Source organism: Caballeronia sp. HLA56, from assembly GCF_054655155.1.
In genome coordinates this window covers 2,793,710-2,820,629 of sequence record NZ_BAAHOB010000005.1, presented here as the reverse complement: position 1 = coordinate 2,820,629, position 26,920 = coordinate 2,793,710, and the positions used below count along the sequence as shown (strand labels likewise).

Sequence of the window (26,920 nt, the reverse complement as noted above, 5' to 3'; positions counted from 1 at the left end):
CGAACGATCCAGGCGAAACTGCGAATGCAATCTCGAACCATGACGATGCTTGCGTTACAAAGAAAGCTGCACCGTTTAGCAGATGCCTTTAGTCGCGAAGACGATGAAGCAGATGTGGTGAAGCGGGATGAACACCCGAGACCCGTCGTTTTATCTTTGTAAACTCAAATCGGGATTGTTGGGCATCTGAAGCGTGTAGGGCAAAACACTCGACCTGCATTGCATCGCTTTCCAATGAATCGAGCGTTGCCTTGCAAGTCGTGTCGTGCGTAGATTGGCGCCCCGCGAATATCAAAACTCGACGGTCACGAACTTGACCAACGGCGTGGTCTCGGAGTTTGTCGCCGACGACTGCGGTTCCGCGGCAACGCCGATCGTCTTTCGAGCATCGCCGTAAGCTGCAGTCGCGGCCTGTGCTGTTGCTTGCCTGGAGACGGCGGTGCTTGCATGCAGTTCGCTCATGACAGAAACGCCGTAGGGCGTTTGTTTTCCCGTGCAATCCACCTTGATGGACGTTCGGGCATTCGCACCGGAAAGCATCTCAATCGGATCTGCCGTTTCCGAACCGCTGATAATCGAGCAGGCATTGTGGATGGTCAACGTGACTTCTAGTTGTGAGCTTTTGCGCTCGGCATATGAGGCGGACGTGCCGGAAAGCGCTTCCGCCGCAACGAGCGCAGCCAATGCGGTACTGCGAAAATTGCGCTTGTGCATGATGATTCCCGAAGGCAAAAAAGTGTCTCTCATCATGCTTGCGGGCTACGCCAAGGCGGATAGGTTCGCTCCCATTTCATGCGTGCATTTGAACCATGCAGTGTTTCGCACGGCGTGATAAAAACCGGCGTTCCCAAAAAAAAATGGACCCACGAATGGGTCCGATTCGAAGCATGGTCCGGCTCGATCAGCCAAGCGCCGCGCGCGCCGCCTTGGCGGCCGCACGCACCTGATCCGGCGCGGTGCCGCCCGCATGATCGCGGCTCGCGACCGAACCTTCGAGCGTGAGATATTCGAAGACATCGTCGCCAATCAGATGCGCGACGTTCGGCAGTTCCTGCTTCATTTCATCGAGCGACAAATCGGCGATATCGCATTCGCGATCCACGCAGATGCGCACCGCATGCGCCACGGCTTCGTGTGCGTCGCGAAAGGGCAGGCCACGCTTCACGAGATAGTCCGCGAGATCGGTGGCCGTCGAGAAACCTTGCAGCGCGGCCGCGCGCATAGCCTGCGGCTTGACGGTAATGCCCGCCGCCATTTCCGCGAAAATGCGCAATGTGTCGGCGACCGTATCGACGGTATCGAAAAGCGGCTCCTTGTCTTCCTGATTGTCCTTGTTATAAGCGAGGGGCTGGCCTTTCATCAGCGTGAGCAGCGCCATCAAATGACCGTTCACGCGGCCTGTCTTGCCGCGCGCGAGCTCGGGCACGTCGGGGTTTTTCTTTTGCGGCATGATCGACGAGCCGGTGCAGAAACGATCCGCGAGATCGATGAAACCGACGCGCGGACTCATCCACAACACGAGTTCTTCGGAAAAGCGCGAGACGTGCGTCATGACGAGCGCGGCGGCCGCCGTGAATTCGATGGCGAAGTCGCGGTCGGAGACGGCATCGAGCGAATTCGCGCAGATGCCATCGAAGCCGAGCGTCTTCGCCACCGCGTGACGGTCGATCGGATAACTCGTGCCCGCGAGCGCCGCCGCACCCAACGGCAGGCGGTTCACGCGCGTGCGGCAGTCGCGCATGCGCTCGGCGTCGCGCGAGAACATTTCGACATAAGCGAGCAGGTGATGCCCGAAGGTCACGGGCTGCGCCACCTGCAAATGCGTGAAGCCCGGCATGATGGTGTCGGCGTGCTTCTCGGCCATGTCGATGAGCGCGCTTCGCAGGTCCTTCAACAGTTCGCCGATACGGTCGATCTCGCCGCGCAGCCACAGGCGAATGTCGGTTGCGACCTGATCGTTGCGCGAGCGGCCGGTGTGCAGGCGCTTGCCGGCGTCGCCGATCAACGCGGTCAGCCGCGCCTCGATGTTCAGGTGCACGTCTTCCAGGTCCAGCTTCCACTCGAACTCGCCGCGCTCGATTTCGCCCTTGATCTGCGCCATGCCGCGCTCGATGGCGGCGAGGTCGTCCGCGCCGATGATCTTCTGCGCCGCAAGCATCGACGCGTGCGCGAGCGAGCCTTGAATGTCGACGAGAGCGAGCCGCTTGTCGAAGAACACCGACGACGTATAGCGTTTGACGAGATCCGACATGGGCTCGGAGAAGCGAGCCGACCAGGCTTCGCCTTTTTTGTGCAGTTGGGACGTCATGGTGATGTGATTGGCGGTTGAGGCGAATGAGGCGGCTAAAGCGGCAAGCCGGAAGTCGAAGATTTTAACATTCGGCGCCTGCTGCCTCAGTCGTTGCCGACGAGGATCACGAGCTTCAGATCTTCGCGATGCGCGGGCTTGAAGGTGATCTGGTTGAACACGAGTCGTCCGCGCGACGGATGATCGAACGCGCGTTCGCCGCCTTCGCGCTCGAACACGTCCTGCGACGCCCAGTAGCGCGCGAAGGCATCGCTGGCGGCGCCGAGCGTGTCGATCAGCGTGCGCGTGGGCGCGTCGTTGAGGTGACGGATGGAATCGGCGCGAAACTCGGCGGCAAGACGGCGCGCGCGCGTGTCCCAATCGACGATCAACGCGCGCGCCACCGGCGAGGTGAACGTGTAGGCGAGCAAGTTGCGGTCGTGTTCGCCATCGAGCCAGCCGACGAACAGTTCCGACGCGTGCGCGTTCCAGCGCAGCGCATTCCACTGGCGGTCGAGCACGTAGGCCGGCGCGCCGATCAGCCCGACGCTCTGCAAGAGCGCGGCGGGCACGTCCTGCGCGGTGGGATCGGGCTCGGCGGGATCGCGTTCCTCGGCCAGTTCGAAGAGATACGCGCGTTCGGCCCGCGACAACTGCAATGCGACGGCGATACGCGCGAGCGCATCCGCCGAGGCGGAAACCGGCCGGCCCTGCTCGATCCACGTGTACCAGGTCGGGCTGACGCCGCACAACGCGGCGACTTCCTCGCGGCGCAGCCCCGGCGTGCGGCGGCGCGGCCCCGGCGGCAAACCGACGGACTGCGGCGAAAGCCGTTCACGATGCGCCCGGATGAATTCGCCGAGCGCGCGTGCGGGGATATCGACAGCTTCGCTGGATTCGGTCTTCGGGGTCATTTTCATGAGGCGTGGCGGGTAATGTCGATACCAGAATAAACAGTCCACTTGTACTGGTACAAGGCGGGCTCTATTGTAGCGGCAGGCCGGGCGGCTCAGGAACCGCCCGGCGTCCCCAAGAACATTCCGGAGTCATACCGATGAAACACCACGACCAGGTAGCCGATGCATTCGGCAGCACCGCCGCCGCCTATCTCACGAGCCAGGTTCACGCGAGCGGCGCCGATCTGCAAAATCTCGCCGCGACTTTTGCCGCCACGTGCGGCAACGCGACCGTGCTGGACATGGGATGCGGCGCGGGTCACGCGAGTTTCGCGGTGGCGCCGCACGTGCGCGAGGTCGTGGCGTACGACATCGCCCCGCAAATGCTGGCCACGGTCGATGCCGCCGCGAAGGAACGCGGCCTTGCCACGATCCGCACGCAACAGGGCGCCGCCGAGTCGCTGCCATTCGCCGACGCCTCGTTCGACTGGGTGGTGAGCCGCATGAGCGCGCATCACTGGCGCGACGTGCCGCGCGCGCTGGCCGAAGTGCGGCGCGTGCTCAAGCCGGGCGGCCGGCTGAAATTCATCGATATCGCGGGCGCCGACGATCCGCTGTACGACACGCACATTCAGGCAATCGAACTGTTGCGCGATGCATCGCATATCCGCGACTATCGCGCCGACGAGTGGATCGCCATGCTCGATACCGCCGGCTTCGACGCGAACGTGACCGAGCGCTGGCGTATCGGCCTGGAATTCGATTCGTGGGTGACACGCATGAGAACGCCGCCCGAACGCGTGACGGCGATCAAATCGATGTGGGCCGCCGCGCCCGACGAAGTGCGCGAATACTTCAAGGCCGGCGACGACTTCTCGTTCGAGCTGGATGCGTTGATGATCGAAGGCAAGCGGCGCGACTGAGCGCCGCTCGGATGCCGCAAGGGCTACTTAAACAAACGTGCCACGAACATATGGCGTGATTCGTGGCACGTGAAAGATGCAATGCCCGTTGCGGGGCGCATCGATCAACCCGTATTACGCAGGCCCGCCGCAATCCCGTTGATCGTCAAATGAATCCCGCGCCGCAGCCGCACGTTCTGATCGCCTGCGCGATGCCGCTTGAGCAGTTCCACCTGCAAGTGATTGAGCGGATCGAGGTACGGAAAACGGTTCTTGATCGAGCGCGCGAGCAGCGGATTGTCAGCGAGGCGCTCGCCCTTGCCGGTGATTTCCGCGAGCACGTTGCCGGTCCGCTCGTGCTCCGCGACGATGCGATCGAACACGCGCTTCCTGAGCTTCTTGTCCGCGACGAGCTGCGCATAACGCGACGCCACCGCGAGATCGGTCTTCGCAAGCACCATGTCCATGTTCGAAAGCAGATTCGTAAAGAACGGCCACGTCTTGTGCATCTTGCGCAAGGTGCCGAGGCGCTTCGCGCGTTCCGCGTCCGAGTCGGCCGAATCGAGATAAGCCGTCACCGCGCTGCCGAAGCCGAACCAGCCCGTCAGCAGCAGGCGGCATTGGCCCCACGAAAAGCCCCACGGAATGGCGCGCAAATCTTCGATCTTGCGTTGCTTCGGGTCCTGCAGCTTGCGCGATGCCGGCCGGCTGCCGATGTTCAATTCGGCAATCTCGGCGATCGGCGTCGAGGCGAAGAAGTAATCGGTGAAGCCGGGAGTTTCGTACACGAGCGCGCGGTACGCGGCCATCGCGGAATCGGAGAGCGTTTGCATCGTCGCTTCGAATAGCGGCAATTGCGCGGGCGCGTTCTCGTGCGGCAGAAGCGATGCCTCGAGCGTTGCCGCCACCACCGTTTCCAGATTGCGCCGCCCGATTTCCGGATTGCCGAACTTGCTCGAAATGACTTCGCCTTGCTCGGTGAGACGGATTTGCCCATCGACCGTGCCGGGCGGCTGCGACAGAATCGCCTGATAGGTTGGGCCGCCGCCGCGTCCCACCGTGCCGCCCCGGCCGTGGAAGAGACGCAAGGTCGTGCCGCGTTGCTTGAACAGCGCGACGAGCGCCAGTTCCGCGCGATACAGCTCCCAGTTGGACGTCAAGAAGCCGCCGTCCTTGTTGCTGTCCGAATAGCCGAGCATGACCTCCTGCTCGTTGCCCTGATTTTCGATGAGCGCGTCGATGCCCGGCAGCTTGAAGAACTCGCCCATGATGACTGGCGCATTGCGCAAGTCGGCGATGGTCTCGAAGAGCGGAATCACCATCACGCCATCGCGCGCGGGATTGTCCTTGCTGCCGAGGCAACCGTGCAGCACGCCGGTTTCCTTCTGCAGCAACATGACTTCGAGCAAGTCGCTCACGGTCTCCGTGTGCGAGATGATGTAGTTGCGCACCGCGCGCTTGCCGAACTTCTCGCGCGTCACGCGTGCGCCTTCGAGCACGCCGAGTTCGCTCTTCGCGAGATCGGAGTAATCGGCATAAGGAAGACGCAGCGGACGCGGCTGCGCGAGTTCCCTGAGCAACACGGCGCGCTTGTCTTCCTCGGAAAGCGCCGCATAGTCGGCTTCGACGCCCGCGCGCGAAAGCAACTCCGCGATCACCGCTTCGTGGATATCCGAGCTCTGCCGCAAGTCGATGCTCGCCAGATGAAAGCCGAACACTTCCGAAGCGCGCGTGAGCGGCGCAAGCCGCAGCAGCGCAAGCGAGCCGCCATGATGTTGCGCGAGCGAGTCGATCAGCACATGAAGATCGCGCGTGAATTCCGAGCTATCGCCATAAGGCGTCGCGCGAATTGGCGCCGCGCCGCGTCCCGCGCTGCGCACCGCGACCACGCCTTCACCCAGCCGCACGCGCGCGCTCGCCGCGATCCGCGTATAGATGCCGATCAGCGCGCGCCTATATGGTTCGTCCGTGCGATGCGGCGACTGGTCCGGCGAGGCTTCCGCGAGCGCCTGCAAGGCTTCGCTCGATCCGGCGAGCAGATTCGACACGGACAACTCCGCGCCGAGCTTGTGCACCTGTTCCAGATAGTGTTCGAAGATGACCGTTGCTTGCCGCGTGATGGCGTTTTCCAGCGTGGCGGCGGTGACGTTCGGATTGCCGTCGCGGTCGCCGCCAATCCAGCTTCCCATCTGGAAGAACGGCGGCAGCCGCGCGGGCAGGCCGTGTTCAGCGAGCGCTTCCTCGATATCGGCGTAAAGCGCGGGAATTTCTTCCAGGAAAGTCGCGCGATAGTACGAAAGCGCGTTCTCGATTTCATCGGCGACCGAAAGGCGGGACTCGCGCAACATGCGCGTTTGCCAGAGCGAGGTCACGCGCGCCCGCAGGACGGCTTCGTTGTGCGCGCGTTCGCGCGCTGTCAGTTCCTGATCGCGTTCGGCAAGCAGGCGCGCGATGTCGTGTTGCGCATCGAGAATGCTTTTTCGCGACACTTCCGTCGGATGCGCGGTGAGCACGGGCACGATGAGCGCGGCATCGAAGAACTTTTCCAGCACCTTGCGCGTCTTGCTGACGTTGGACTGCTCGCGCATGCGCTCGATGGCGTAGGCGATGGTGCCCGGCTGCGAAGTCGAACCGGCGAGCGCGTGAATCCGCCGCCGCCGATTGTGATGCCGGTCTTCCGCGATATTCGCCAGATGCGAGAAATAGCTGAACGCGCGCACCACGCTGACCGTCTGTTCCGGCGATAAAGCACGCAGACGCTTTTCCAGTGCTTGCGACGCTTCGTTGTCGTCCTCGCGGCGAAATTTGACGGCGGTCTGACGAATGGCTTCGACGAGGTCGAAGACGGCGTCGCCTTCCTGTTCGCGCAACACGTCGCCGAGCAGGCGGCCAAGATAGCGGATGTCTTCGAAGAGCGGACGGTCCTTGTCGTCGCGCGTGCGGCTGGTCGGCTTCGGCCGTTCGGCGCCATTGATGGCCGTTTTGACGCTCGCCTTCTTGGGAACCGGCGCGGCCTTTGGAGCCACACTCGCCTTCGATGCCTTCACGGCAGTGGCCGCTTTCGTCGTGCGAATGATTGGCGTCGCTGACGTTGGCATCGCTGACGACGAGGCGCCGGTTGCATGGGCCGCGCTCGATGCGTCGGCGGAAGAGTCAGGCGATAGAGCGTTGCGGCGCGCGGGGCGGGCCGATCCGGAAGTCGTCACGTCGGGTTCTCCTCAGAAGCTGCGCAGTCAGGGTAACGCGACGAAATCACCGACGAAACGAGTTCTGCACAGCCGCGCGAGGTGCGGCGCGAAGCTGCCGCAACCGCGCCGCAGCCGCTTTGCCTTCCGCTACCGGAACGCGTGCTGAACGCTTCGAAAGGCGCGCGGACTAAGGCTCTGGCGCGCCGCGTGTCTTCAGGTCGACCCTGGCCTGCGTGCTACCATTGTTAGCTAATGTCTATTTATCCATCCCGTCATTCGATCGAGCTTCAATGAATTCCGAGACGCATTCAACGACACCGCCCGCGAGCCTCACAATCGTTTCGCGGGAAAGCCGGCTGGCGATGTGGCAAGCCGAGCACGTGCAGTGTGCGCTGCACAAATTATATCCATCTTGCGACGTCAAAATTCTCGGAATGACGACGCGCGGCGATCAGATTCTCGATCGCACGTTATCGAAGGTCGGCGGCAAGGGTTTGTTCGTCAAGGAACTGGAAGCCGCGCTCGCCGACGGCCGCGCCGATCTCGCGGTTCATTCGCTCAAAGACGTGCCGATGCAACTCCCCGAAGGCTTCGCACTCAGCGCGATTCTCGAACGTGAAGATCCACGCGATGCGTTCGTCTCTTCGCACTTCGATTCGCTCGCTGCGTTGCCGGCGGGCAGCGTGGTGGGAACCTCGAGCCTGCGCCGCGAAGCCATGATCCGCGCGCGCTATCCGCATCTCGAAGTGCGGCCGCTGCGCGGCAATCTCGACACGCGCCTTGGCAAGCTGGATCGCGGCGAATACGCGGCCATCATTCTCGCGGCGGCCGGTCTGATACGGCTTGGTCTCGAAGGACGCATCCGCGCATATCTGGATGAAACCGACAGTCTGCCGGCGGCGGGGCAGGGTGCGCTCGGCATCGAGATTCGTGCGGATCGCGCTGATCTCGTCGCGTGGCTCGCGCCCTTGCATCACGAAGCGACCGCGCTTGCCGTCGAAGCGGAGCGCGCCGTGTCGCGTGCGCTTGGTGGCAGCTGTGAAGTGCCGTTGGCCGCTTACGCGCATTGGGAGAACGATTCGCTGTACTTGCGCGGCGCGGTCTCGACGCCGGATGGCACGCGCGTTTTGAGCGCGGAAGAACGCATCGCCACGCCCGATCTCGCCGCCGCGCTCGAACTCGGTTTGCGCGTATCGGCGGATCTCGAAGCGCAGGGCGCCATGGGGATCGTCAACGCGCTGACCACCATCAGCCACCCGGACGGGCCGAACCGAAGCCCCGGCAACGACGCGGCCAATCCCGACCTGATCCCGCCTTCGACGGCGGGCAAGCACTGATGGCGAGCGAGCGTCGCGCCACCATCGTCGTCACGCGGCCTGCGGGACAATCGGCTGCGCTCATCGCGCTTCTCGCCGATGCCGGTTTCGAGACGCTCGAGTTTCCGCTCATCGACATCGCGCCCGTCGCCGACGACGCTTCTTTGCGCGCGGCCCTCGACGAACTCTACGGGCCGCAACGTTATGCGCTCGTGGTTTTCGTCTCGCCGAATGCGATCGATCATGCGTTCAGCCGTCTTTTCGCGCCGTGGCCTGTGGACGTGCCGGTGGCCGTCGTGGGTCCGGGCAGCGTCGCTGCGCTGGCGCGGCAAGGCGTGAGCGCGCCGGCGTATCGCGTGATCAGTCCGTCGGCGGAAGAAGCCGATCCGCGTTTCGATTCCGAAGCGCTCTACACGGCAATCGAAGCCACGCTCGGCGAGAACGGCCTGGAAGGCAAGCGCGTGCTGATCGTGCGTGGCGATGGCGGGCGCGAGTGGCTCGCCGAGCGCCTCACCGAAGCGGGCGCGCAAGTGGAGAAGGCGGCGGCGTATCGCCGCGTGCTGCCCGAACCGTCCATGCACAAGTGGGAGCGCATCCACACGCTGCTCGCGGGCAATCCGCACGCGTGGCTGCTGACGAGTTCCGAAGGCGTGCGCAATCTCGACGAGCTCGCGCGCGAACATCTCACCGCCGACGAGATCACGCGGCTGCGGCACGCGCAGGTGATCTGCCCGCATCCGCGTATCGAGCAGGCCGCGCGGCAAGCGGGTTTTGATAGGATGACGGTGTCCGGCGCCGGCGACGAGCGCATCGTGCAGGCAGTCGATGCGCTTTACCCGCGCAAATCGGCTGGAATTCAGGCTGAACCTCACACCAATCAAGCACGTGAAACGCACGCGAAGCCCGCACCGGCGGATGCATCGCCGGACACGCAACCGGCCGCCGCGCCGGCCCACCAAACGGCTCAATCACGCATGACTGATTCGAACGATTCCAACAAAGCTTCACCTCAGCCCAACGTGCCACCGCCTCCGCCCAATACGCCTTTCACGCCCTACGAGCAGCAGAAGCGGCGCGGCGGCGCGGGCACGGTGTTGTTGTGGTTCGTCATCGTTATCCTCGCGATCGCTGCGGGCGCGGGTGGCTATGCGCTCAACCGCAAGTTCGAACGCAATAACCAGGCGCTCGCCCAGCGCGTCGAAGAAGCCAACGCGCAAGACGCGCAACTGCGCGCCAAGGCCGACGAAGCCGCGAGTTCGACCGCCGCGCTCAATACGCAAGTCATTCAGTTGCAGGGCAAGCTCAATGACGCCGAGGCGCACAGCCAGGCGTTGCAGCAGCAGTATCAGGACCTCGCGAGCAATCGCGACGACTGGACGGTTGCCGAAGTCGAGCAGATTCTGTCGAGCGCAAGCCAGCAATTGCAATTGACCGGCAACGTGCAACTCGCGCTCTTCGCGCTGCAAAGCGCCGACACGCGGTTGGCCGCCACGAACGGTCCGCAGGTCGTGGCGATCCGCAAGGCCGTCGCGCAGGACATGGACAAGCTCAAGGCCACGCCGACCACCGACCTCACGGGTCTCGCGATCAAGCTAGATACGGCGATCGACCGCATCGACAGCTTGCCGCTGTCCGGCGAAGCGCCGATCGATCCGGCGCGCGCTCGCGCGTCAGAACCGGGTGACAGCGCGTCGATTGCTGCGGCGACCGGCGTGCCGCGCTGGAAGGTGCTGTGGTATCAGATCACGAGCGGCATCGGGCAGCAGTTGTCGAGTCTCGTGTCGGTGCGGCGTATCGACAATGCGGACGCCATGCTCACGTCGCCGGATCAGGGTTACTTCGTGCGCCAGAACGTGAAGCTGCGTCTGTTGTCCGCGCGTCTTTCGCTGCTTTCGCGCAGTGAGCCTACGCTCAAGTCCGACCTGAAAGCCGCCGATGCCGCGCTTGCCCGCTACTTCGATCCCTCGTCGAAAGCGGTTCAGGCCGTGCGCGATCTCGTGAAGCAGGTCGATCAGGCGTCGATGGCCGTCGCCGTGCCGAACCTGGACGCGAGCCTCGCCGCCGTGCACCAGTTCAAGCGAGGCGGATGATGACGATTCGTGGACTCATCTGGATTGCGCTGTTGTTCGTCGTTGCGGCGATCATCGCGACGGTCGGCGGCTTCAATGGCGGGCAGATTCTGCTCGTGCTGCCGCCATATCGCATCGACATGTCGCTCAATCTGTTTGTCGTGGCGCTGGTCGTGCTGTTTCTCGCGCTCTATGCGCTGATCCGCGCGATCCGTGGCGTGTGGAAGATGCCGTCGCGCGTGGCGGCGTATCGCACGCGCAGCAAGCTTGCGAAGGCGAACGCGTCCTTGCGCGATGCGATCGGCCATCTGTACGCGGGCCGCTTCTCGAAGGCCGAGAAAGCCGCGCGCGATGCGTTGAGTGTCGAGGACAACAAGGGCGCGGCGGGCTTGATCGGCGCGAACGCGGCGCATCGGCTGCATGAATACGCGCGTCGCGACGAATGGCTCGCGCAAGTCGGCGGCGCGGACTGGCAGGACGCGCGCCTGATGGCCACCGCCGACATGCGCGCCGATGGCCGCGACGCGGACGGCGCGCTCGTCGCGCTGACCGAGATCCAGGCGCAGGGCGGGCGGCGCATCCATGCGCAGCAGATCGCGTTGCGCGCCCAGCAGCAGTTGAAGAACTGGGGCGAAGTGCTGAAGCTCGTGCGCATGCTGGAAAAGCGCGAGGCGCTGCATCCCGCGGTCGCCGTGCGGCTGCGGCAAGTCGCGGCGGAAAACCTGCTGCGCGATCGCCGGCATAATCCGGATGCGCTGCTCGAACTGTGGCAATCATTGTCGCCGGTGGAGCGTCAGTCGCCGCGTCTCGCCGATCTCGCCGCCGAATTGCTGATCGCGCTGGATCGTCGGGCGGAAGCGAAGAAGATTATCGAAGACGCGCTCGCCGTGAACTGGGATGCGCGGTTGTTGCGCCGTTATCCGGATTGCATCGTCGGGGGCGACGCCTTGCCGCTCATTCAGCGCGCCGAAGCCTGGCAAAAGGAACGCACCGAAGACGCCGACCTGCTTTTCACGCTCGGTCGTCTGTGCCTGCATCAGCAATTGTGGGGCAAGGCGCAGGCGTTTCTCGAATCGGCGCTGAAGCTGGCTGAAGACGAGCCGTTGCGTATTCGGACGCATCGCGCGCTGGCGCGTCTGCACGAGCAACTCGGCGATACCGAAAAGGCCGCGGAGCATTATCGCGCAAGCGCGCTGGCAATGAACGTGGTCTGACGCTTTCGTTTCGACACAAAAAAGCCGCATGCGCTTTAAACGCATGCGGCTTTTTCGTTGGCTGGCCTGAACGCTCGGATTCAGGCTCGATTCAATACGTTGGCACCGAAGGATCGACCTGACGCGACCACGCGTCGATGCCGCCGTACAGATTGAACACGTTCGTGAAGCCGCGCGACTCCAGAAACATGCCGACCTGCGCGCTGCGCGCACCGTGGTGGCAGATGCAGACGATCTGCGCGTCGTCGTCGAGTTCTTCGCTACGCGCGGGGATGTCGCGCATGGGAATCGACACGATCTTGTCGAGCTTCGCGGTCTGCACTTCCCACGGCTCGCGCACGTCGAGCAAAACGGGAGCGGGGCGCGAGGTGTCGGCAAGCCACGCGGCGAGTTCGGGTGCGGTCAGATTTTGCATGGAATCGAGTAAGGACGATGGCGAAAGCCGGGCGGCGCCCGGCCCGAACGCACCGAATCAGAACCTGAATAGCGAAGGATGCACCGCGTTTTGCAGCGGCGCGACGAGCGTTTCGAAAACATCGGACACGCGGAATTGCTTTTCGTCGACCCGCGTGATGATCTGCGCCTTCATGACCGGCGCCGTGCCGACGAAAGCGGCGATACGCCCGCCCACTTTCAACTGTTCGAGCAATTCCTGCGGCATGACCGGCATGCCGCCCGAAACGCAGATCACGTCATAAGGCGCGCCGTCGGCCAAGCCCCGCGCGCCGTCGCCGTGAACCACATGCGCGTTCGACACACCGTTCGCCGCAAGATTCTGCTTCGCGAACTCGGCGAGTTCCGGCGAGATTTCAACCGTGGTCACGCTGCGGCCGCGATGCGCGAGGAGCGCCGCCATATAGCCCGAGCCCGCGCCGATTTCCAGCACCGTCTCACCCTTGTGAATGGCCAGTTCTTGCAGAACCCGCGCCTCGACCTTTGGCGACAGCATGCGCTCGCCGCCGGGAAGCGGAATTTCGAGGTCCGCGAAAGCGATATTGCGGTACGCGGCGGGAACGAAGTTCTCGCGCTTGATGAGCGACAGCAGATTCAGAATCTCCTGGTCCAGCACTTCCCAAGGACGAATCTGCTGCTCGATCATGTTGAAACGCGCTTGCTCGATGTTCATGTTCGTTGTGCGTCGTTGTGCGTCGTTCTGCAAGAAGGGTAGCCGCGAAGGCCGCCGGGTCAGACTTTCAGGCAGCTTCAGGCGGGTTGGAAAACTGTGCGATTGTAGCAAATAGACGGGTTTTCCCGCCCGTTCGCGCGCAGCCAGTGCGGCTCGGCCCATGCAGTTCGACTAATGCGGCAGTCGGATATCGAATTTGAAGGTGACGAGCCGCGCGACCAGAATGAAAGCCGTAGACAGCAGCACGTTGTAGATCGTGTCCACTTGAAGCTGTTCGAGCCCGATATACATCCAGCAGCCCGCAAACGCGCACACTGCGTACGGCCGCGAATCGCGCAGGATCAGCGGAATCTCGTTGCACAGCACGTCGCGCATGATGCCGCCGAACACGCCGGTGGTCACGCCCATCATCGTCGCGGTGAAAACGGGCATTTGCGCATCGAGCGCGATGGAGGTGCCCGAGACGCTGAAGAGTCCGAGGCCGATCGCATCGGTGATGAGGAGCGCGCGCTGATCGAACAGACGCGTCGTCACGCGTAGAAAGAAGGGCGCGAAAATCGCCATCGCGAAGATGACGAACACGTATTCCTGATGCTCGACCCAATAAAACGGCCGGCGTGACAGCAGCACGTCGCGTACGGTGCCGCCGCCGAAAGCCGTGGCGAGGGCGACGAGGAAGGCGCCGACGGCGTCGAGCCGGCGCTTGCGCGCCTCGATGAGACCGGAGAATGCATACGCGAAAATCGCGAACGCCTCCATGATGGAAATGGCGAGAGTCAGCCTGGGATGCACGTTCTAACCCGCTTTGCGGTTCTTGTCTTGTGGATGTTGATGATGTCGCGGCGCGCTCGCCGGTTGCAGCAGCACGAGCACGGCGCCCGCGCCGCCATCGTGCGGACGCGCCTGACAGAACGCAATCACTTCGACCTTCTGCACGAGCCACGCGCGCACCTTGCCCTTGAGCACCGGCTCGCGGCCGACGGACCCGAGCCCCTTGCCGTGAATCACGCGCAGACAGCGCAGCCCGCGCTTCACGGCTTCGCGGATGAACTCCGCAAGCGCCTCGCGCGCTTCCTCGCGGCGCATGCCGTGAAGATCGAGTTGCGCCTGAACGATCCACGCGCCGCGCCGCAACTTCCTCACGACCTCCTGACTGATGCCCGGACGACAGTAGGAAAGCGTCTCGTCGATATCGAGCAGGCTTTCCGGGTCGTATTCGTCGGAGAGCGCTTCCTGCAGGACCGCTTCCTCGTCGCGCCAGCTTTGCAGCGGAAGCGGTGGCGGCGGCACGCGGGCGATAGCGATGCGCGGCGGCGTCTTCAATGGCTCGATTTCGCCGATGGCGCGGCGAAACTCATCGGCCTCGGCCAACGTTTCGCGTTCCGCACGCACGGCGGCGACGCGTTCGGCCTCGCGCTTCTCCGCCTGCGCCTTCAACGCGCTTTTTAGCGATCCGAGTCCGGCGAGCCCTTCGCGTTTCACCGCTTCGGCGACATCGACGGGTTTCGCTTCGACAGGCGCGCTGACTTGCGGCGTGGCGGCGCGCCGCAGTTTCGGTTCGTTCGGATGAGGTTGGTTTTTCGGCATCGTTCGGCCAACGGATAAGCGCGGGACGGTCAAACGCAGCGCGCCGATTGTGCCACGCGCGGCGCCATGCACATGCACGCAACGGCGCTCGCGAAAATAAAAACGGGCCGGCGGCGCGAACCGTGGCCCGTTCTTCAGTCTGGTTCAACCCTCGATGCGGCTGAACTCAGTGAGCAGTACGCTGCGCGCCGGCAACCATTCTAACGGTCCGATGCGCGCGCGGTCGCTCAACGATCCTTTTCGTGGCTCATCGAGTGCGGCGTGGGCGTTTCGTCGATGGTTTCCAGATAACGTTGCGCATCCAGTGCCGCCATACAACCGGTTCCGGCGCTCGTGATTGCCTGACGATACACGTGATCCTGCACGTCGCCCGCCGCGAACACGCCGGGGATGCTGGTGGACGTTGCGTCGCCCGTCGTGCCGCCCTTCGTGATGATGTAGCCGTTCTTCATTTCGAGCTGGTTGGTGAAGAGATCGGTGTTCGGCTTGTGACCGATTGCGACGAACACGCCTTGCAGCTTGACATCGGTGGTATCGCCGGTTTCGGTGCTCTTCACGCGCAGGCCGGTCACGCCGGTCGCGTCGCCGAGCACTTCGTCGAGCACGTGGTTCCACTTGATATCGACGACGCCTTCCTTTTCCTTCGCCAGCAAGCGGTCGATGAGAATGGGCTCGGCGCGGAACTTGTCGCGACGATGGATCACCGTGACCTTCTTCGCGATGCCCGCAAGGTAAATGGCTTCCTCGACCGCCGTATTGCCGCCGCCAATCACCGCCACTTCGCCGTTGCGATAGAAGAAGCCGTCGCAGGTGGCGCACGCCGACACGCCCTTGCCCATGAACGCTTCTTCGGAAGGATCGCCGAGATATTGCGCCGATGCGCCCGTCGCGATGATGAGCGAGTCGCACGTGTACTCGCCCGAGTCGCCGATCAACCGCAGCGGACGCTCGTTGAGCTTCGCCGTATGGATGTGATCGAAGACGATCTCGGTGTTGAAGTTGCGCGCGTGTTCTTCGAGGCGCTGCATGAGTTCCGGACCCTGCACGCCCGTGGGATCGCCCGGCCAGTTTTCGACGTCGGTGGTGGTCATCAACTGACCGCCCTGAGCTAAGCCGGTGATGAGCAGCGGCGACAGATTCGCGCGCGCGGCGTAGACGGCGGCCGAATAGCCGGCGGGGCCGGAACCGAGAATCAGCACTTTGGCGTGTTTGGTCGATGACATGGCGTTTGGTCCGTTATTGATGGCCGTCGGGTTGTGGCGCGGCAACTTCGACGCCCGGCGCGAAAAGCGGCTCATGACCGCGACGCGCCATTGCAGCCCCGACGAACTCTAGTTGGGTGCAAGGGATCAATTATAAAGGCCGTTGCAAAAGCCTTCCGAGTGAACCTTTCAATCGGTTTGATAGCCGAGCGTCGCAGGAATCACGAAAAAATCGTTGCTTAATCGTGGCTTAAATCACGAGCGTTTGCGTGTGACGAGTGTTACAGGTTGCAAGCACGGACGCCTTTTTGCGCCGTTCACCGCAATGCAGCGTTTACAATAGGCCACCTTATATGCGGCACTTTATAAGCCGCGACAAGCGACTCCGAATCAATGGCCAAAGCATCCTATTCCGCGAGCCCGCAGGCGCTGCCGCACCGCATGTCGCGGCTCTTCACCGAGATTCGCTGGATTCTCCAGGTTGCGCTCGGACTGTTTCTCGTCATGGCGCTCCTTTCCTATAGCCGGAAAGACCCGAGCTGGATGCACGCCATCAGCGTGGATCACATTTCGAACTGGGCTGGGCGCGTCGGCGCCAACACGTCCGATATCCTGCTGCTCGCGTTCGGGCTCTCGTCGTACTGGTTTGTCGTGCTGCTCGGGAGGCGGATCGTCGCGAATTACCGGCGCATCACGCAACCCGCGCTCGCCGACGACGACACCCCGCGCGATCGCACCTGGCTCGCCGAGGCATTCGCGTTCGTGCTCGTGCTGCTCGCAAGCGATGGCATCGAGGCGTTGCGCATGTGGTCGCTCAAGGTGCCACTGCCGCGCGCGCCGGGCGGTGTGGTCGGCGACATGGTCGCGCGCCATGTTTCCCATGCGCTCGGCTTCACGGGGGCGACGCTCTTTCTGCTGATCGCGCTGGCCATCGGCTTGTCGCTCTATTTCCGCTTCTCGTGGTTGTCCGTGTGCGAAAAAGTCGGCGACGGCATTCTCACCGCGATCACCGGCGCGCAACTCCGGCGCGAAGCGGGCCGCGACCGCAAGCTCGGCGAGGAAGCGGCGACCAAGCGCGAAGGCAAGGTCGTGCGCTCGCGCGTGAAGCAGGAAGATCACGAGCCGGTCGTGATCGTGCCGCCGGTCGCCACGCCGCCGCGCTCCGAGCGCGCGGAGAAAGAAAAGCAGGTGCCGCTGTTCAAGGACCTGCCGGGCGATTCCACCTTGCCGCCGCTCGCGTTGCTCGACGCGCCGCCGAAAACCCAGGAAACCATTGCTGCCGACACGCTGGAATACACCTCGCGTCTCATCGAAAAGAAGCTGAAGGACTTCGGCGTGGAAGTGAGCGTGGTCGCGGCGTATCCGGGGCCGGTCGTGACGCGTTACGAGATCGAACCGGCCACGGGCGTGAAGGGCAGCCAGATCGTCGGGCTCGCGAAGGATCTGGCCCGCTCGTTGTCGCTCGTGTCCATCCGCGTCGTCGAAACCATTCCAGGCAAGAACTTCATGGCGCTCGAATTGCCGAACCAGCGCCGCCAGACCGTGAAGCTCTCCGAGATTCTCGGCTCCGAGGTCTACGCAGCCGCCGCCTCGCCCCTTACCATGGGCCTTGGCAAGGACATCGGCGGCAATCCGGTCTGCGCCGATCTTGCCAAGATGCCGCACTTGCTGGTCGCGGGCACCACGGGTTCGGGCAAGTCCGTCGGCATCAACGCGATGATTCTTTCGCTGCTCTACAAGGCAAGCGCGGATCAGGTGCGGCTCATCCTCATCGACCCGAAGATGCTTGAAATGAGCGTCTACGAAGGCATTCCGCATCTGCTGTGTCCGGTCGTCACCGACATGCGGCAGGCGGGTCACGCGCTCAACTGGGCGGTCGCGGAAATGGAGCGGCGCTACAAGCTCATGAGCAAGATGGGCGTGCGCAATCTCGCGAGCTTCAACAGCAAGATCGACGAAGCAAAGAAGCGCGACGAAACCATTCCGAACCCGTTCAGCCTCACGCCGGACGAACCCGAGCCGCTCGCGCGTCTGCCGCATATCGTCGTGGTCATCGACGAACTGGCCGATCTGATGATGGTCGTCGGCAAGAAGGTCGAGGAGTTGATCGCGCGGATCGCGCAGAAGGCGCGCGCGGCGGGCATCCATCTGATTCTCGCGACGCAGCGGCCGTCCGTCGATGTCATCACGGGCCTCATCAAGGCGAACGTGCCGACGCGCATGGCGTTCCAGGTGTCGTCGAAGATCGATTCGCGCACGATTCTCGATCAGCAGGGCGCGGAATCGTTGCTCGGCATGGGCGACATGCTTTATCTGCCTCCAGGCTCGGGTCTGCCGGTGCGCGTGCATGGCGCGTTCGTGTCGGATGAAGAAGTGCATCGCGTGGTCGACAAGCTCAAGGAGCACGGCGAGCCGAACTATATCGAAGGCATTCTCGAAGGCGGACTGGCCGGCGAGGGTGAAGAAGGCGCGCCCGGCGCAGGCGGCGCGACCGATGGCGAGTCCGACCCGCTTTACGATCAGGCGGTGGAAGTGGTCATCAAGAACAAGCGCGCTTCGATTTCGCTCGTGCAGCGGCATCTGCGCATTGGCTATAACCGGGCGGCGCGGCTGCTCGAACAGATGGAGAACTCCGGGCTCGTTTCGTCGATGTCGTCGAACGGCAACCGCGAGATTCTGACGCCGGCGCGCGATTCCGACTGAGCGCCGACGTGTTTTGAATGGAGAACAAAAGCATGAAGCAACACACGGGGAAGAAGGTATTCGGCGCGGCGCTGCTGTCCGCATCGATGCTGTTTGCGTCGCACACTTACGCGAGTGGCACGGAGCAGCTGAAGGCCTTCGTTTCGCAAGTCCACGCGGCACGCGGCGAATTCACGCAACAGGAAGTCAAGGCGCCAGGCAAGGTCAATAACGGCGCAAGCTCCACGACTACGCCGACCAAGGGCGTGACCTCCAGCGGCACATTCATGTTCGCGCGGCCGGGCAAGTTCATCTGGTCGTATGAAAAGCCGTACTCGCAGGTTTTGCAGGCGGACGGCGACAAGCTCTACGTCTATGACAAGGACTTGAACCAGGTCACCGTTCGCACGCTTGGCGGCGCGCTTGGCGCAAGCCCCGCCGCCATCCTTTTCGGCAGCAACGACCTCGACAAGAACTTCACCTCGCGCGATGCGGGCGAGAAGGGCGGCATCGACTGGCTGGAACTCACGCCTAGAGCGAAGGACACGCAGTTCGAACGCGTGGGCATCGGCTTCAAGGACGGCAATCTGCAAGCCATGGAACTGCACGACGTGTTCGGCAACGTCACGCTTCTTACGTTCTCGAACATTCAGAAGAACCCGCCGATCAAGAGCGATACCTTCAAGTTCAACGTGCCGAAAGGCGCGGACGTGATCAACGGGTAAGGTTGGGCGCCCGGCTTATTGATAGTCGGTGACGACCGTCACGAGCGCTGTCGATGGCGCCGACATGGACAGCACGCCGCCTGTCGCGCCGACGTGAAACGTGCCATCGCTGCCGCGTGCGGTCTGACGTCCAGCGCCATCGGCGAAGCGCGCGTACACGCTGCCGGCAATGGCGACGCGTGCGTTCGGCGCGTCGGTTGGCGGCGGCGTGAAGTGCACCGAGACCGTCTGGTCGCTCGCATGGTTCGTCGCCGAAAAAGTTGCGGACGTTGCCGCCGTCGATGTCGATACGCCGAACGGCGGCGCCACCAGCGCGCCCCGGAATGTGATCGTGCCACCGGGCATCGTGTACACCGGGGCGGATACCGCATAGGCGCTCATCACGGCGAGCGCCGCTGCCAATCCCACCCGGCGTGTTTCTCTCAGCTTTGCTTGGTCCATCTTTTCCCCCGTTGAAAAGTCCGTGTTTCGCGTGACGTGATTAAGCAAATCCGATCATTCGGCTTATTTTTGAGATAACGCGATTAGCTTGGATATTAGGAGAAATCGTGTCGGTCGAGTGATTGGCTTTTGCTAATTGCTCGCGGAAATCGATGCTTGTCGAATAAGCATGCGTACTGCTTATTTAGCTGCGTCTAAGCAGTGTGAGCGGCGGTCATGTCCTCGATGAATGCATCGACGATATCGTTCTTCGCATTGCGCGAGCCGCGTCCACGCTCGGCGCGCACGACCATGTGAAACGCCACGCGATAACGCATGAACTCGGGATTCAACGCGGCGAGCAAGCCGTCTTTCACATAAGGCGCGGCGAAATGCTCCGGCAGATAACCGAGATGCCGCCCGGATAACACGAGCATGGCGACGGCTTCCATGTTGTCCGCGACCGCGCCGATAGTGCGCGGCGTGAGCGCGCCTGCTTCGGGCAGCGGATAGCTTCGCCACGCCCACGCATGATCGGCGGCATCGTCCGGACTCACATTGCCTGCGTGTGCAAAAAGCGGATGCTCGCGCGCGCAGTACGCGAACTGATCTTCGGCAAAGATCTGCGTGTATTCGAGCGACGGCACGCGATGCCAGAAGTAGCCGATCGCCATCTGAATGCGGCCGGCAAGCAGCATTTCCTCGAGTTCGCCTGGCGAGCGGACGAGCACGGATAGGCGCACCGATTCGTCGCGCTGCCGGAAGCGCGCGATCGCCTCGCTGATGCGCGCATTCGCGCTCACCGGCGTGTTGCCGATCATCCCGAGCGTCAGCGTGCCGACGAGTTTTCGGCCGACATGGCGCGCGGTGGAATCGAACGTTTCGACAGCGGCGAGCAACGCTCTGCATGCATCGACGAATTGCTCGCCGCGCGAAGTGAGTGCGAAACCGCCGCGTCCGCGCTCGCAAAGCCGGTAGCCGAGGCGCGTTTCGAGCGTCGCGAGTTGCGTGCTGATGGTCGACTGGCCAACATTGAGCGTGGCCTGCGCGGAGGAAACGCCGCCTGCATCGACGATGGCGAGAAACACGCGTATGAGCCGCAAATCCAGGTCGGAAAGATGAGTGAACACGCGCGCCGCCTATACATCGATAGGAATCGATGTGAAGTTGTTTTCGTCGCCATTTTAGCTTGGGTCAAAAGCGGGTACTAATACGCCATCTTTGGCTCAACGGGAACATTTGACACCATGAATACATCTTCGCTCTTTACGCCTGCCGAACACTTCAACGCCGAACGTCCGCAACCGCTTTCCGGCAATCAGATGCCGCGCTGCGGCGGCATCACCACGATGATGCGTCTGCCGAACGTGCCGACGGCCGCCGGTCTCGACGTGTGTTTCGTCGGCGTGCCGTTCGACCTCGGTACGTCGAATCGCACGGGCGCGCGTTTCGGCCCGCGTCAGGTGCGCAGCGAATCGGTACTGCTGCGCCCGTACAACATGGCGACGCGCGCCGCGCCGTTCGACTCGCTGCGCGTGGCCGATATCGGCGATGTCGCGATCAATCCGTACAACCTGCTGGATTCGATCGACCGCATCGAGCGCGCATATGGCGAGATCCTCGCGCACGATTGCAAGCCGATCACGCTTGGCGGCGATCACACCATCGCGTTGCCGATTCTGCGGGCGATCCACGCGAAGCACGGCAAGGTCGGTCTCATTCACATCGACGCTCACGCCGACGTCAACGACACCATGTTCGGCGAGAAGATCGCGCACGGCACGCCGTTTCGCCGCGCGGTGGAAGAGGGCTTGCTCGATTGCGGGCGCGTCGTGCAGATCGGCCTGCGCGGCACAGGCTACGAGGCGAGCGATTTCGACTGGTGCCGCGAACAGGGCTTTCGCGTCGTGCAGACGGAGGAGTGCTGGAACAAGTCGCTCGCGCCGCTGATGGCCGAAGTGCGCGAACAGATGGGCGACGGGCCGGTGTATATCACCTTCGACATCGATGGCATCGATCCGGCGTTTGCGCCCGGAACCGGCACGCCGGAAATCGCGGGTCTGACGGTGCCGCAGGCGCTGGAGATCGTGCGCGGCGCGTGGGGCTTGAATATCGTCGGCGCGGATTTGGTGGAGGTTGCGCCGCCGTACGATCCATTCGGAACCACGGCGCTGCTCGGGGCGAATCTCGCGTTCGAATTGTTGTGCGTGTTTCCGGGCGTCGAGCGGCGCGCGTGAATCGGGCGAGACGTTACGAAGCCAACGCCGCCCGCCGCGTCGAAACCAGCAGCAAGTAGCAGACGGCGCCCAACGCAAGCGATGGCAATGTCGCGCCCAGATTCGGCAGCCACTGGTTGATCGCGTGATAAGCCGCGATTCCGATCGCCCACGCGACAAAGGCGCTCACGTGCCAGCCGCCCGAATAGCCATAGCGGCCGACGGACTGGCCGAGCGCGGAGAGATCGACGCGGCGTTTTCTCACGATGAAGTGATCGGCCAGCACCACGCCGAAGAGCGGCGCGAACACCGAACCGATCAGCAGCAGGAAGTTCTGATACTTGCCCATGGCGACGGCGAGCGCGACCAGCGTGCAGAGCGCGCCGAACGCGGCGGAAAGCACGGGTACGCTCACGCGCGCCCAGAACGTGCCCGTCGATACGGCGGCGGAGTGGATATCGGCGAAGGCGTTGTCGATTTCATCGATGAGAATCAGGAGCAGCGCAATGCCGCCACCCGCTTGCGCGAGCGCGATGGTGAGGAGCGCATCGCCGCCGCCCGCAGCCAGCCCGTACACCGCGCCGAGCGCGTAGAACCACAGGTTCGCGATGCCGTAGCCGAGCAGCGTGCCGCGAAACGAGCCGCCCGCGCTGCGAGAAAAGCGCGTGTAATCGGCAATCAGCGGCAGCCACGAAAGCGGCATGGCAACGACCAGATCGATCCCCGCGCCGAACGCCAGCTCGCCGGTGCCAGGACGCGCCAGCAGCGCGGCCAGATCCTGCTTGGCCAGCAGATTCCACGTAAGCCAGCCCGCGCCCGCGAGCAAAAGCCAGATGCCCCAGGTACGCAGAAAGCGCCGCACGAAGGACAGCGGACCGCTCACCGCGAGTAGCGTGGCGAGCACGCCGAAGATCACGGTCCAGACGAGCGGCATCGACAGATTGAAAGATTGTTTGGCGAGCGCGTCCGCGGAATCGCGCATGACGATGATTTCGAACGAGCCCCAGCCGACCAGTTGAACGGCGTTGAGCACGGCAGGCACCGACGCGCCGCGCACACCGAGCGTCGGGCGCAGCGAGGACATGGCGGCGAGCCCCGTGTCCGCGCCGACCACGCCCGCGAGCGCGAGCAGCACCACGCCGATCACCGTGCCGATGACGATTGCCACGAGTGCGTGCGGCAGCGACAGACCCGGCACGAGCAGCGCGCCCGCCTGCGCGACCAGCAGGCCGATGCCGAGCGAGAACCACAGCGCGAAGGCGTCGCTGGTGCCGAAGGCGCGCCGTTCGGGCGGCACGGGAATGAGCGGGGCGTAAGTCGACGTGTCCTCTTGCTGCATCGGATTTGATCCTTATCTTGTCTGTTCGCGGTTTGTCCGAAGCCGTCGCTCGCGCGCGAGCATCGGCTGTCATAATGACCCGGATTTTGCGGCCACGCGGAGCAATGCGCTAGCTCTGCCGTTCGGCATAGGCAAAAATGCGTCCGGTGACCCGGCCGTCGGCGCCTCACCTCACTCAGCAACCACATGTTCGAAGAAAACCGTGGCACCGTCCCGCTCGCGGAACGCCTGCGCCCCCGCACCATCGACGACGTGATCGGGCAGAAGCATCTGCTCGGTCAGGCGAAGCCGCTGCGCGTCGCGTTCGAATCGGGCGAGGCGCATTCGATGATCCTCTGGGGCCCGCCCGGCGTCGGCAAGACCACGCTCGCGCGCCTCATGGCCGCTGCCTTCAACGCCGAGTTCATCTCGCTTTCGGCGGTGCTCTCGGGCGTGAAAGATATCCGCGAGGCGGTCGAGACGGCGCAGATTCATCGCGCGAACGGGCGCCAGACGCTCGTGTTCGTCGATGAAGTGCATCGCTTCAACAAGAGCCAGCAGGACGCGTTCTTGCCGCACGTGGAGTCGGGCCTGTTCGTGTTCGTCGGCGCGACGACCGAAAATCCGTCGTTCGAGGTGAACAGCGCGCTGTTGTCGCGGGCCGCCGTCTACGTGCTGAAAAGCCTGGACGCCGACGAGTTGAAAGAACTGCTGGAGCGCGCAAGCACTGAACTCGGCGGCCTGACCTTCACCGACGAATCGCGCGACGCGCTGATCGGTTCCGCCGATGGCGACGGCCGCAAGCTCCTGAATAACCTGGAAATCGTCGCACGCGCGGCCGCGCAGCAGAAGCAGACGCACGTGGATGGCGCCTTGCTCGGCAGCGCGCTCGCCGAAAATCTGCGCCGTTTCGACAAGGGCGGCGACGCGTTCTACGACCAGATCAGCGCGCTGCACAAGTCGGTGCGCGGCAGCAATCCGGACGCCGCGCTGTACTGGTTCTGCCGCATGATCGACGGCGGCGCGGACGCGCGTTATTTGGCGCGGCGCATCGTCCGGATGGCCTGGGAAGATATCGGTCTTGCCGATCCGCGTGGCGCGCGCATCGCGCTCGATGCCGCCGAAACTTACGAGCGGCTCGGCTCGCCCGAGGGCGAACTGGCGCTCGGGCAGGCGCTCATTTATCTGGCGGTCGCGCCGAAATCGAACGCGGGCTACAACGCGTATAACGAGGCACGGCGCTTCGTCGGCAAGGATCAGTCGCGCGGCGTGCCGGTGCATCTGCGCAACGCGCCGACGAAGTTGATGAAGGAGCTCGGCTACGGCCACGAGTATCGCTACGCGCACGACGAACCGGACGCCTATGCCGCCGGTGAAACCTATCTGCCGGACGGCATGCGCGACCCGCACTGGTATGCGCCGACGCCGCGCGGGCTGGAAGGCAAGATCGGCGACAAGCTGTCGCGTCTCGCGGAACTCGATGAAGCCTGGCGGCGCGAGCACAAGGATGAGAAGAAGCGGTAAAGGGTGTTGCACGCCGGCGGGTGCTTCGTTTCACTCGCACCGCCCGCCTGTTTCATCGAGCGAATCGAAGCGGCACGCGCCGGCTGTAACCGGTGCGTTAGACTTCACAGCTACTGGCGGCGCGCCTTGCCGCAAATATCGGCGGCGCATGATCGCCTGAACGCCAGCCACGGCCGCGCCCGATGCGTGCGCTAAAATCGTCGTTTTCGAATACTTAACAAAAGCATCCCCGACATGCTCGACATTCAACACCTCCGTAAAGACCTGGACGGCGTCGCGAAGCGCCTCGCCGACCGAGGCTACACGCTCGACGTCGCCGCCTTCGCCGCGCTCGAAGCCGAGCGACGCGACATCCAGACCCGCACCGAAGAACTTCAGGCGCGCCGCAATAGCCTGTCCAAACAAATCGGCGCGATGAAAGGCCGTGGCGAGGACACGTCGGCGGTGATGGCGGAAGTAGGCGGCATCGGCGACACGATGAAGGCATCGGCGACGCAACTCGAAAACGTGCAGAAGCGTCTGTCGGACCTGATGCTGACCGTGCCGAATCTGCCTCACGAAAGCGTGCCCGTGGGCAACGACGAGAAGCAAAACGTCGAACTGCGCCGCTGGGGTTCACCGCGCGCGTTCGATTTCGAGGTCAAGGATCACGTCGATGTCGGCGCGCCGCTCGGCCTCGATTTCGAAACCGGCGCAAAGCTTTCGGGCGCGCGTTTCACGCTCTTGCGCGGGCCTATTGCGCGGCTGCATCGCGCGCTCGCGCAGTTCATGATCGACACACACACCGAACAGCACGGCTATACAGAAGCGTACACACCGTACATCGTGAATCCTGAGATTCTTTACGGTACCGGACAGTTGCCCAAATTCGCCGACGACATGTTCCGCGTCGAGAAGGGCGGCGACGAAAACACGGTCACGCAGTACCTCATCTCCACCTCGGAGATATCACTCACGAACACCGTGCGCGACAGCATCCTCGAAGCGAGCGCGCTGCCGGTGAAGCTGACGGCGCATTCGCCGTGCTTCCGTTCCGAGGCGGGTTCATATGGACGCGACACGCGCGGCCTGATTCGCCAGCATCAATTCGATAAGGTCGAGATGGTGCAGGTCGTCGCACCCGAGCACTCGTACGCCGCGCTCGACGAGATGGTCGGGCAGGCCGAAACCATTCTGCAGAAGCTCGAATTGCCGTATCGCGTGATCACGCTTTGCACGGGCGACATGGGCTTTTCGGCGGCGAAGACCTTCGACCTCGAAGTGTGGTTGCCGGCGCAAAACACTTATCGCGAGATTTCGAGCTGCTCGAATACCGAGGCCTTCCAGGCGCGACGCATGCAGGCGCGCTTTCGCAATGCGCAAGGCAAGCCGGAGTTCGTGCATACGCTCAACGGCTCGGGTCTCGCGGTGGGACGCACGCTGGTTGCCGTGCTGGAAAATTTCCAGAACGCGGACGGCTCGGTGACCATTCCCGCGGTTTTGCGCCCTTACATGCGTGGCGCAGAGCGTATCGAGGCGCCGGCCGTGGTCTGACGTTTATTTTTAAAAAGGGTCTTGGAAAGCTCGAACGACTTCGTTATACTTTCGTTCTTCGCTTGGCAACGACCCGCTTCGCGAAGGCCGGCAAAGCCTTTAAGGCCCAGGCTGGTAGACGGAAAGGTGGCAGAGTGGTCGAATGCGCTGGACTCGAAATCCAGTGTACAGTTTTGCTGTACCGTGGGTTCGAATCCCACCCTTTCCGCCAAGATACTAAACCCCGCAAGTCGTGAGACTTGCGGGGTTTTTCGTTGAGGGTCCGGTTTCGTTCAAGGCCTTCGCATCACGTCGTGCATCAAGTCGTGCATCGCGCTACGTCGAACCTCAGTTCGGGCTCCGGCAACCCGCTGTAGTCATCCACGGATCGCTGCACCTTCACCTCTGTTCCATACGCGGATGGCGTCAAGGTCACGAGCCACGCGTTCGGTCCGACGACGAGCTCCGTCGTTCCTTGATTGCGCACCGTCTGCACCGAAGGCAACCTCCCTTCGAGACAACCCGATATATCCGACGCACGCCGCGCCGATGAAACATGAATCACGGGCTTCGACGCTCTCAGCTCCGGGCCACTCGTCGAACTGCAGGCAGCCAGCACGGACAAGACCGCGGTAACGGTACAAACGGCATAAACGGCATAGACGGAATAAACGGCACGAGCAGCATTCAGGCGATGCAGGTTCATATCTTCAGGCTCGGGTTCTCAAGTGCGAAT

22 protein-coding genes and 1 tRNA gene are annotated in these 26,920 nt (G+C 63.3%); 10 read left to right on the top strand and 13 right to left on the bottom strand.

The window, feature by feature from the left end:
* Positions 1 to 291: 291 nt before the first annotated feature.
* The 3 genes from ACYQ47_RS32750 to ACYQ47_RS32740 all read right to left on the bottom strand — a co-directional run bounded on the left by ACYQ47_RS32750 (position 292) and on the right by ACYQ47_RS32740 (position 3,207).
* Positions 292 to 714, bottom strand: a complete 423-nt coding sequence (locus ACYQ47_RS32750) for a hypothetical protein (protein ID WP_459908944.1) — start codon at positions 712 to 714, stop codon at positions 292 to 294.
* A 187-nt stretch (positions 715 to 901) separates the two neighbouring features.
* On the bottom strand, positions 902 to 2,308 hold the full coding sequence (gene argH, locus ACYQ47_RS32745) for an argininosuccinate lyase (protein WP_244827315.1): 1,407 nt from the start codon (positions 2,306 to 2,308) through the stop codon (positions 902 to 904).
* An 86-nt stretch (positions 2,309 to 2,394) separates the two neighbouring features.
* Complete coding sequence (locus tag ACYQ47_RS32740) at positions 2,395 to 3,207, bottom strand: helix-turn-helix transcriptional regulator (RefSeq protein WP_250508688.1); 813 nt, start codon at positions 3,205 to 3,207, stop codon at positions 2,395 to 2,397.
* A 134-nt stretch (positions 3,208 to 3,341) separates the two neighbouring features.
* Here ACYQ47_RS32740 and ACYQ47_RS32735 point away from each other — a divergent pair, with 134 nt between their 5' ends.
* Positions 3,342 to 4,106 carry a class I SAM-dependent methyltransferase gene (locus ACYQ47_RS32735; protein ID WP_250463642.1) on the top strand — a complete coding sequence of 255 codons (765 nt, stop codon included), beginning with the start codon at positions 3,342 to 3,344 and terminating at the stop codon, positions 4,104 to 4,106.
* 104 nt (positions 4,107 to 4,210) lie between these two features.
* Here the strand turns inward: ACYQ47_RS32735 and ppc are convergent, their stop codons facing one another.
* Complete coding sequence (ppc, locus tag ACYQ47_RS32730) at positions 4,211 to 7,291, bottom strand: phosphoenolpyruvate carboxylase (protein ID WP_459908941.1); 3,081 nt, start codon at positions 7,289 to 7,291, stop codon at positions 4,211 to 4,213.
* A gap of 272 nt (positions 7,292 to 7,563) precedes the next feature.
* Between ppc and hemC the strand changes: the two genes are divergently transcribed.
* From hemC to ACYQ47_RS32715, 3 genes are read left to right on the top strand one after another with little or no spacing between them, the layout of a single operon-like run.
* Entirely contained in the window at positions 7,564 to 8,610 is a 1,047-nt protein-coding gene (gene hemC / locus ACYQ47_RS32725) for a hydroxymethylbilane synthase (protein WP_459908939.1), read from the top strand.
* Positions 8,610 to 10,679: a fused uroporphyrinogen-III synthase HemD/membrane protein HemX gene (gene hemDX / locus ACYQ47_RS32720; RefSeq protein WP_459908937.1), complete on the top strand. Its 2,070-nt coding sequence runs from the start codon at positions 8,610 to 8,612 to the stop codon at positions 10,677 to 10,679. Before hemC ends, hemDX begins: the two co-directional genes overlap by 1 nt.
* Positions 10,679 to 11,872 carry a heme biosynthesis protein HemY gene (locus ACYQ47_RS32715; protein WP_244827980.1) on the top strand — a complete coding sequence of 398 codons (1,194 nt, stop codon included), beginning with the start codon at positions 10,679 to 10,681 and terminating at the stop codon, positions 11,870 to 11,872. The genes hemDX and ACYQ47_RS32715 overlap by 1 nt, the downstream gene beginning before the upstream one ends.
* Positions 11,873 to 11,963: 91 nt before the next feature.
* Here ACYQ47_RS32715 and ACYQ47_RS32710 read toward each other — a convergent pair whose 3' ends face one another.
* The 5 genes from ACYQ47_RS32710 to trxB form a co-directional block, all read right to left on the bottom strand.
* Entirely contained in the window at positions 11,964 to 12,287 is a 324-nt protein-coding gene (locus ACYQ47_RS32710) for a rhodanese-like domain-containing protein (protein ID WP_244827321.1), read from the bottom strand.
* A gap of 57 nt (positions 12,288 to 12,344) precedes the next feature.
* A complete protein-coding gene (locus ACYQ47_RS32705; RefSeq protein WP_244827322.1) occupies positions 12,345 to 12,998 on the bottom strand; it encodes a protein-L-isoaspartate O-methyltransferase family protein in 654 nt (217 codons plus the stop codon).
* A gap of 171 nt (positions 12,999 to 13,169) precedes the next feature.
* The gene (locus ACYQ47_RS32700; protein ID WP_244827323.1) at positions 13,170 to 13,790 is read right to left on the bottom strand and encodes a trimeric intracellular cation channel family protein; all 621 of its coding nucleotides are present in this window, start codon (positions 13,788 to 13,790) and stop codon (positions 13,170 to 13,172) included.
* Between the two features lie 3 nt (positions 13,791 to 13,793).
* Positions 13,794 to 14,585, bottom strand: coding sequence for a Smr/MutS family protein (locus ACYQ47_RS32695; protein WP_250525526.1), 792 nt, complete (start codon positions 14,583 to 14,585; stop codon positions 13,794 to 13,796).
* 227 nt (positions 14,586 to 14,812) lie between these two features.
* Entirely contained in the window at positions 14,813 to 15,808 is a 996-nt protein-coding gene (gene trxB, locus ACYQ47_RS32690; RefSeq protein ID WP_250463652.1) for a thioredoxin-disulfide reductase, read from the bottom strand.
* A gap of 372 nt (positions 15,809 to 16,180) precedes the next feature.
* On the opposite strand from trxB, the gene ACYQ47_RS32685 reads away from it, so the two are divergent.
* Complete coding sequence (locus ACYQ47_RS32685) at positions 16,181 to 18,490, top strand: DNA translocase FtsK (RefSeq protein ID WP_250463655.1); 2,310 nt, start codon at positions 16,181 to 16,183, stop codon at positions 18,488 to 18,490.
* 32 nt (positions 18,491 to 18,522) lie between these two features.
* Positions 18,523 to 19,194 (top strand): outer membrane lipoprotein chaperone LolA, encoded by a 672-nt coding sequence (gene lolA, locus ACYQ47_RS32680; protein WP_250508693.1) that lies wholly within the window; start codon positions 18,523 to 18,525, stop codon positions 19,192 to 19,194.
* A gap of 15 nt (positions 19,195 to 19,209) precedes the next feature.
* Here lolA and ACYQ47_RS32675 read toward each other — a convergent pair whose 3' ends face one another.
* Together ACYQ47_RS32675 and ACYQ47_RS32670 are read right to left on the bottom strand one after the other, a co-directional pair.
* The gene (locus ACYQ47_RS32675; RefSeq protein WP_250463660.1) at positions 19,210 to 19,635 is read right to left on the bottom strand and encodes a hypothetical protein; all 426 of its coding nucleotides are present in this window, start codon (positions 19,633 to 19,635) and stop codon (positions 19,210 to 19,212) included.
* 194 nt (positions 19,636 to 19,829) lie between these two features.
* A complete protein-coding gene (locus ACYQ47_RS32670; protein WP_459908932.1) occupies positions 19,830 to 20,744 on the bottom strand; it encodes a LysR family transcriptional regulator in 915 nt (304 codons plus the stop codon).
* Between the two features lie 117 nt (positions 20,745 to 20,861).
* On the opposite strand from ACYQ47_RS32670, the gene speB reads away from it, so the two are divergent.
* Positions 20,862 to 21,851: an agmatinase gene (gene speB, locus ACYQ47_RS32665; protein ID WP_250463667.1), complete on the top strand. Its 990-nt coding sequence runs from the start codon at positions 20,862 to 20,864 to the stop codon at positions 21,849 to 21,851.
* Between the two features lie 13 nt (positions 21,852 to 21,864).
* Here the strand turns inward: speB and cytX are convergent, their stop codons facing one another.
* On the bottom strand, positions 21,865 to 23,169 hold the full coding sequence (cytX, locus tag ACYQ47_RS32660) for a putative hydroxymethylpyrimidine transporter CytX (protein ID WP_459908929.1): 1,305 nt from the start codon (positions 23,167 to 23,169) through the stop codon (positions 21,865 to 21,867).
* A gap of 186 nt (positions 23,170 to 23,355) precedes the next feature.
* On the opposite strand from cytX, the gene ACYQ47_RS32655 reads away from it, so the two are divergent.
* The 3 genes from ACYQ47_RS32655 to ACYQ47_RS32645 all read left to right on the top strand — a co-directional run bounded on the left by ACYQ47_RS32655 (position 23,356) and on the right by ACYQ47_RS32645 (position 26,416).
* Positions 23,356 to 24,672: a replication-associated recombination protein A gene (locus tag ACYQ47_RS32655; protein ID WP_250508696.1), complete on the top strand. Its 1,317-nt coding sequence runs from the start codon at positions 23,356 to 23,358 to the stop codon at positions 24,670 to 24,672.
* Between the two features lie 234 nt (positions 24,673 to 24,906).
* Entirely contained in the window at positions 24,907 to 26,205 is a 1,299-nt protein-coding gene (gene serS / locus ACYQ47_RS32650; RefSeq protein WP_250491964.1) for a serine--tRNA ligase, read from the top strand.
* A 120-nt stretch (positions 26,206 to 26,325) separates the two neighbouring features.
* Positions 26,326 to 26,416: transfer RNA gene (locus ACYQ47_RS32645), tRNA-Ser, on the top strand.
* Positions 26,417 to 26,503: 87 nt separating this feature from the next.
* On the opposite strand, the gene ACYQ47_RS32640 is transcribed toward ACYQ47_RS32645, so the two are convergent.
* Entirely contained in the window at positions 26,504 to 26,890 is a 387-nt protein-coding gene (locus tag ACYQ47_RS32640; RefSeq protein ID WP_459908926.1) for a hypothetical protein, read from the bottom strand.
* Positions 26,891 to 26,920 lie beyond the last annotated feature (30 nt).

Coding starts and splice junctions, on each gene's coding strand:
- ACYQ47_RS32750 (WP_459908944.1), bottom strand. CDS start 714: ATGCACAAGCGCAATTTTCGCAGTACCGCATTGGCTGCGCTCGTTGCG.
- argH (WP_244827315.1), bottom strand. CDS start 2,308: ATGACGTCCCAACTGCACAAAAAAGGCGAAGCCTGGTCGGCTCGCTTC.
- ACYQ47_RS32740 (WP_250508688.1), bottom strand. CDS start 3,207: ATGAAAATGACCCCGAAGACCGAATCCAGCGAAGCTGTCGATATCCCC.
- ACYQ47_RS32735 (WP_250463642.1), top strand. CDS start 3,342: ATGAAACACCACGACCAGGTAGCCGATGCATTCGGCAGCACCGCCGCC.
- hemC (WP_459908939.1), top strand. CDS start 7,564: ATGAATTCCGAGACGCATTCAACGACACCGCCCGCGAGCCTCACAATC.
- hemDX (WP_459908937.1), top strand. CDS start 8,610: ATGGCGAGCGAGCGTCGCGCCACCATCGTCGTCACGCGGCCTGCGGGA.
- ACYQ47_RS32715 (WP_244827980.1), top strand. CDS start 10,679: ATGACGATTCGTGGACTCATCTGGATTGCGCTGTTGTTCGTCGTTGCG.
- ACYQ47_RS32710 (WP_244827321.1), bottom strand. CDS start 12,287: ATGCAAAATCTGACCGCACCCGAACTCGCCGCGTGGCTTGCCGACACC.
- ACYQ47_RS32705 (WP_244827322.1), bottom strand. CDS start 12,998: ATGAACATCGAGCAAGCGCGTTTCAACATGATCGAGCAGCAGATTCGT.
- ACYQ47_RS32695 (WP_250525526.1), bottom strand. CDS start 14,585: ATGCCGAAAAACCAACCTCATCCGAACGAACCGAAACTGCGGCGCGCC.
- trxB (WP_250463652.1), bottom strand. CDS start 15,808: ATGTCATCGACCAAACACGCCAAAGTGCTGATTCTCGGTTCCGGCCCC.
- ACYQ47_RS32685 (WP_250463655.1), top strand. CDS start 16,181: ATGGCCAAAGCATCCTATTCCGCGAGCCCGCAGGCGCTGCCGCACCGC.
- lolA (WP_250508693.1), top strand. CDS start 18,523: ATGAAGCAACACACGGGGAAGAAGGTATTCGGCGCGGCGCTGCTGTCC.
- ACYQ47_RS32675 (WP_250463660.1), bottom strand. CDS start 19,635: ATGGACCAAGCAAAGCTGAGAGAAACACGCCGGGTGGGATTGGCAGCG.
- speB (WP_250463667.1), top strand. CDS start 20,862: ATGAATACATCTTCGCTCTTTACGCCTGCCGAACACTTCAACGCCGAA.
- cytX (WP_459908929.1), bottom strand. CDS start 23,169: ATGCAGCAAGAGGACACGTCGACTTACGCCCCGCTCATTCCCGTGCCG.
- ACYQ47_RS32655 (WP_250508696.1), top strand. CDS start 23,356: ATGTTCGAAGAAAACCGTGGCACCGTCCCGCTCGCGGAACGCCTGCGC.
- serS (WP_250491964.1), top strand. CDS start 24,907: ATGCTCGACATTCAACACCTCCGTAAAGACCTGGACGGCGTCGCGAAG.
- ACYQ47_RS32640 (WP_459908926.1), bottom strand. CDS start 26,890: ATGAACCTGCATCGCCTGAATGCTGCTCGTGCCGTTTATTCCGTCTAT.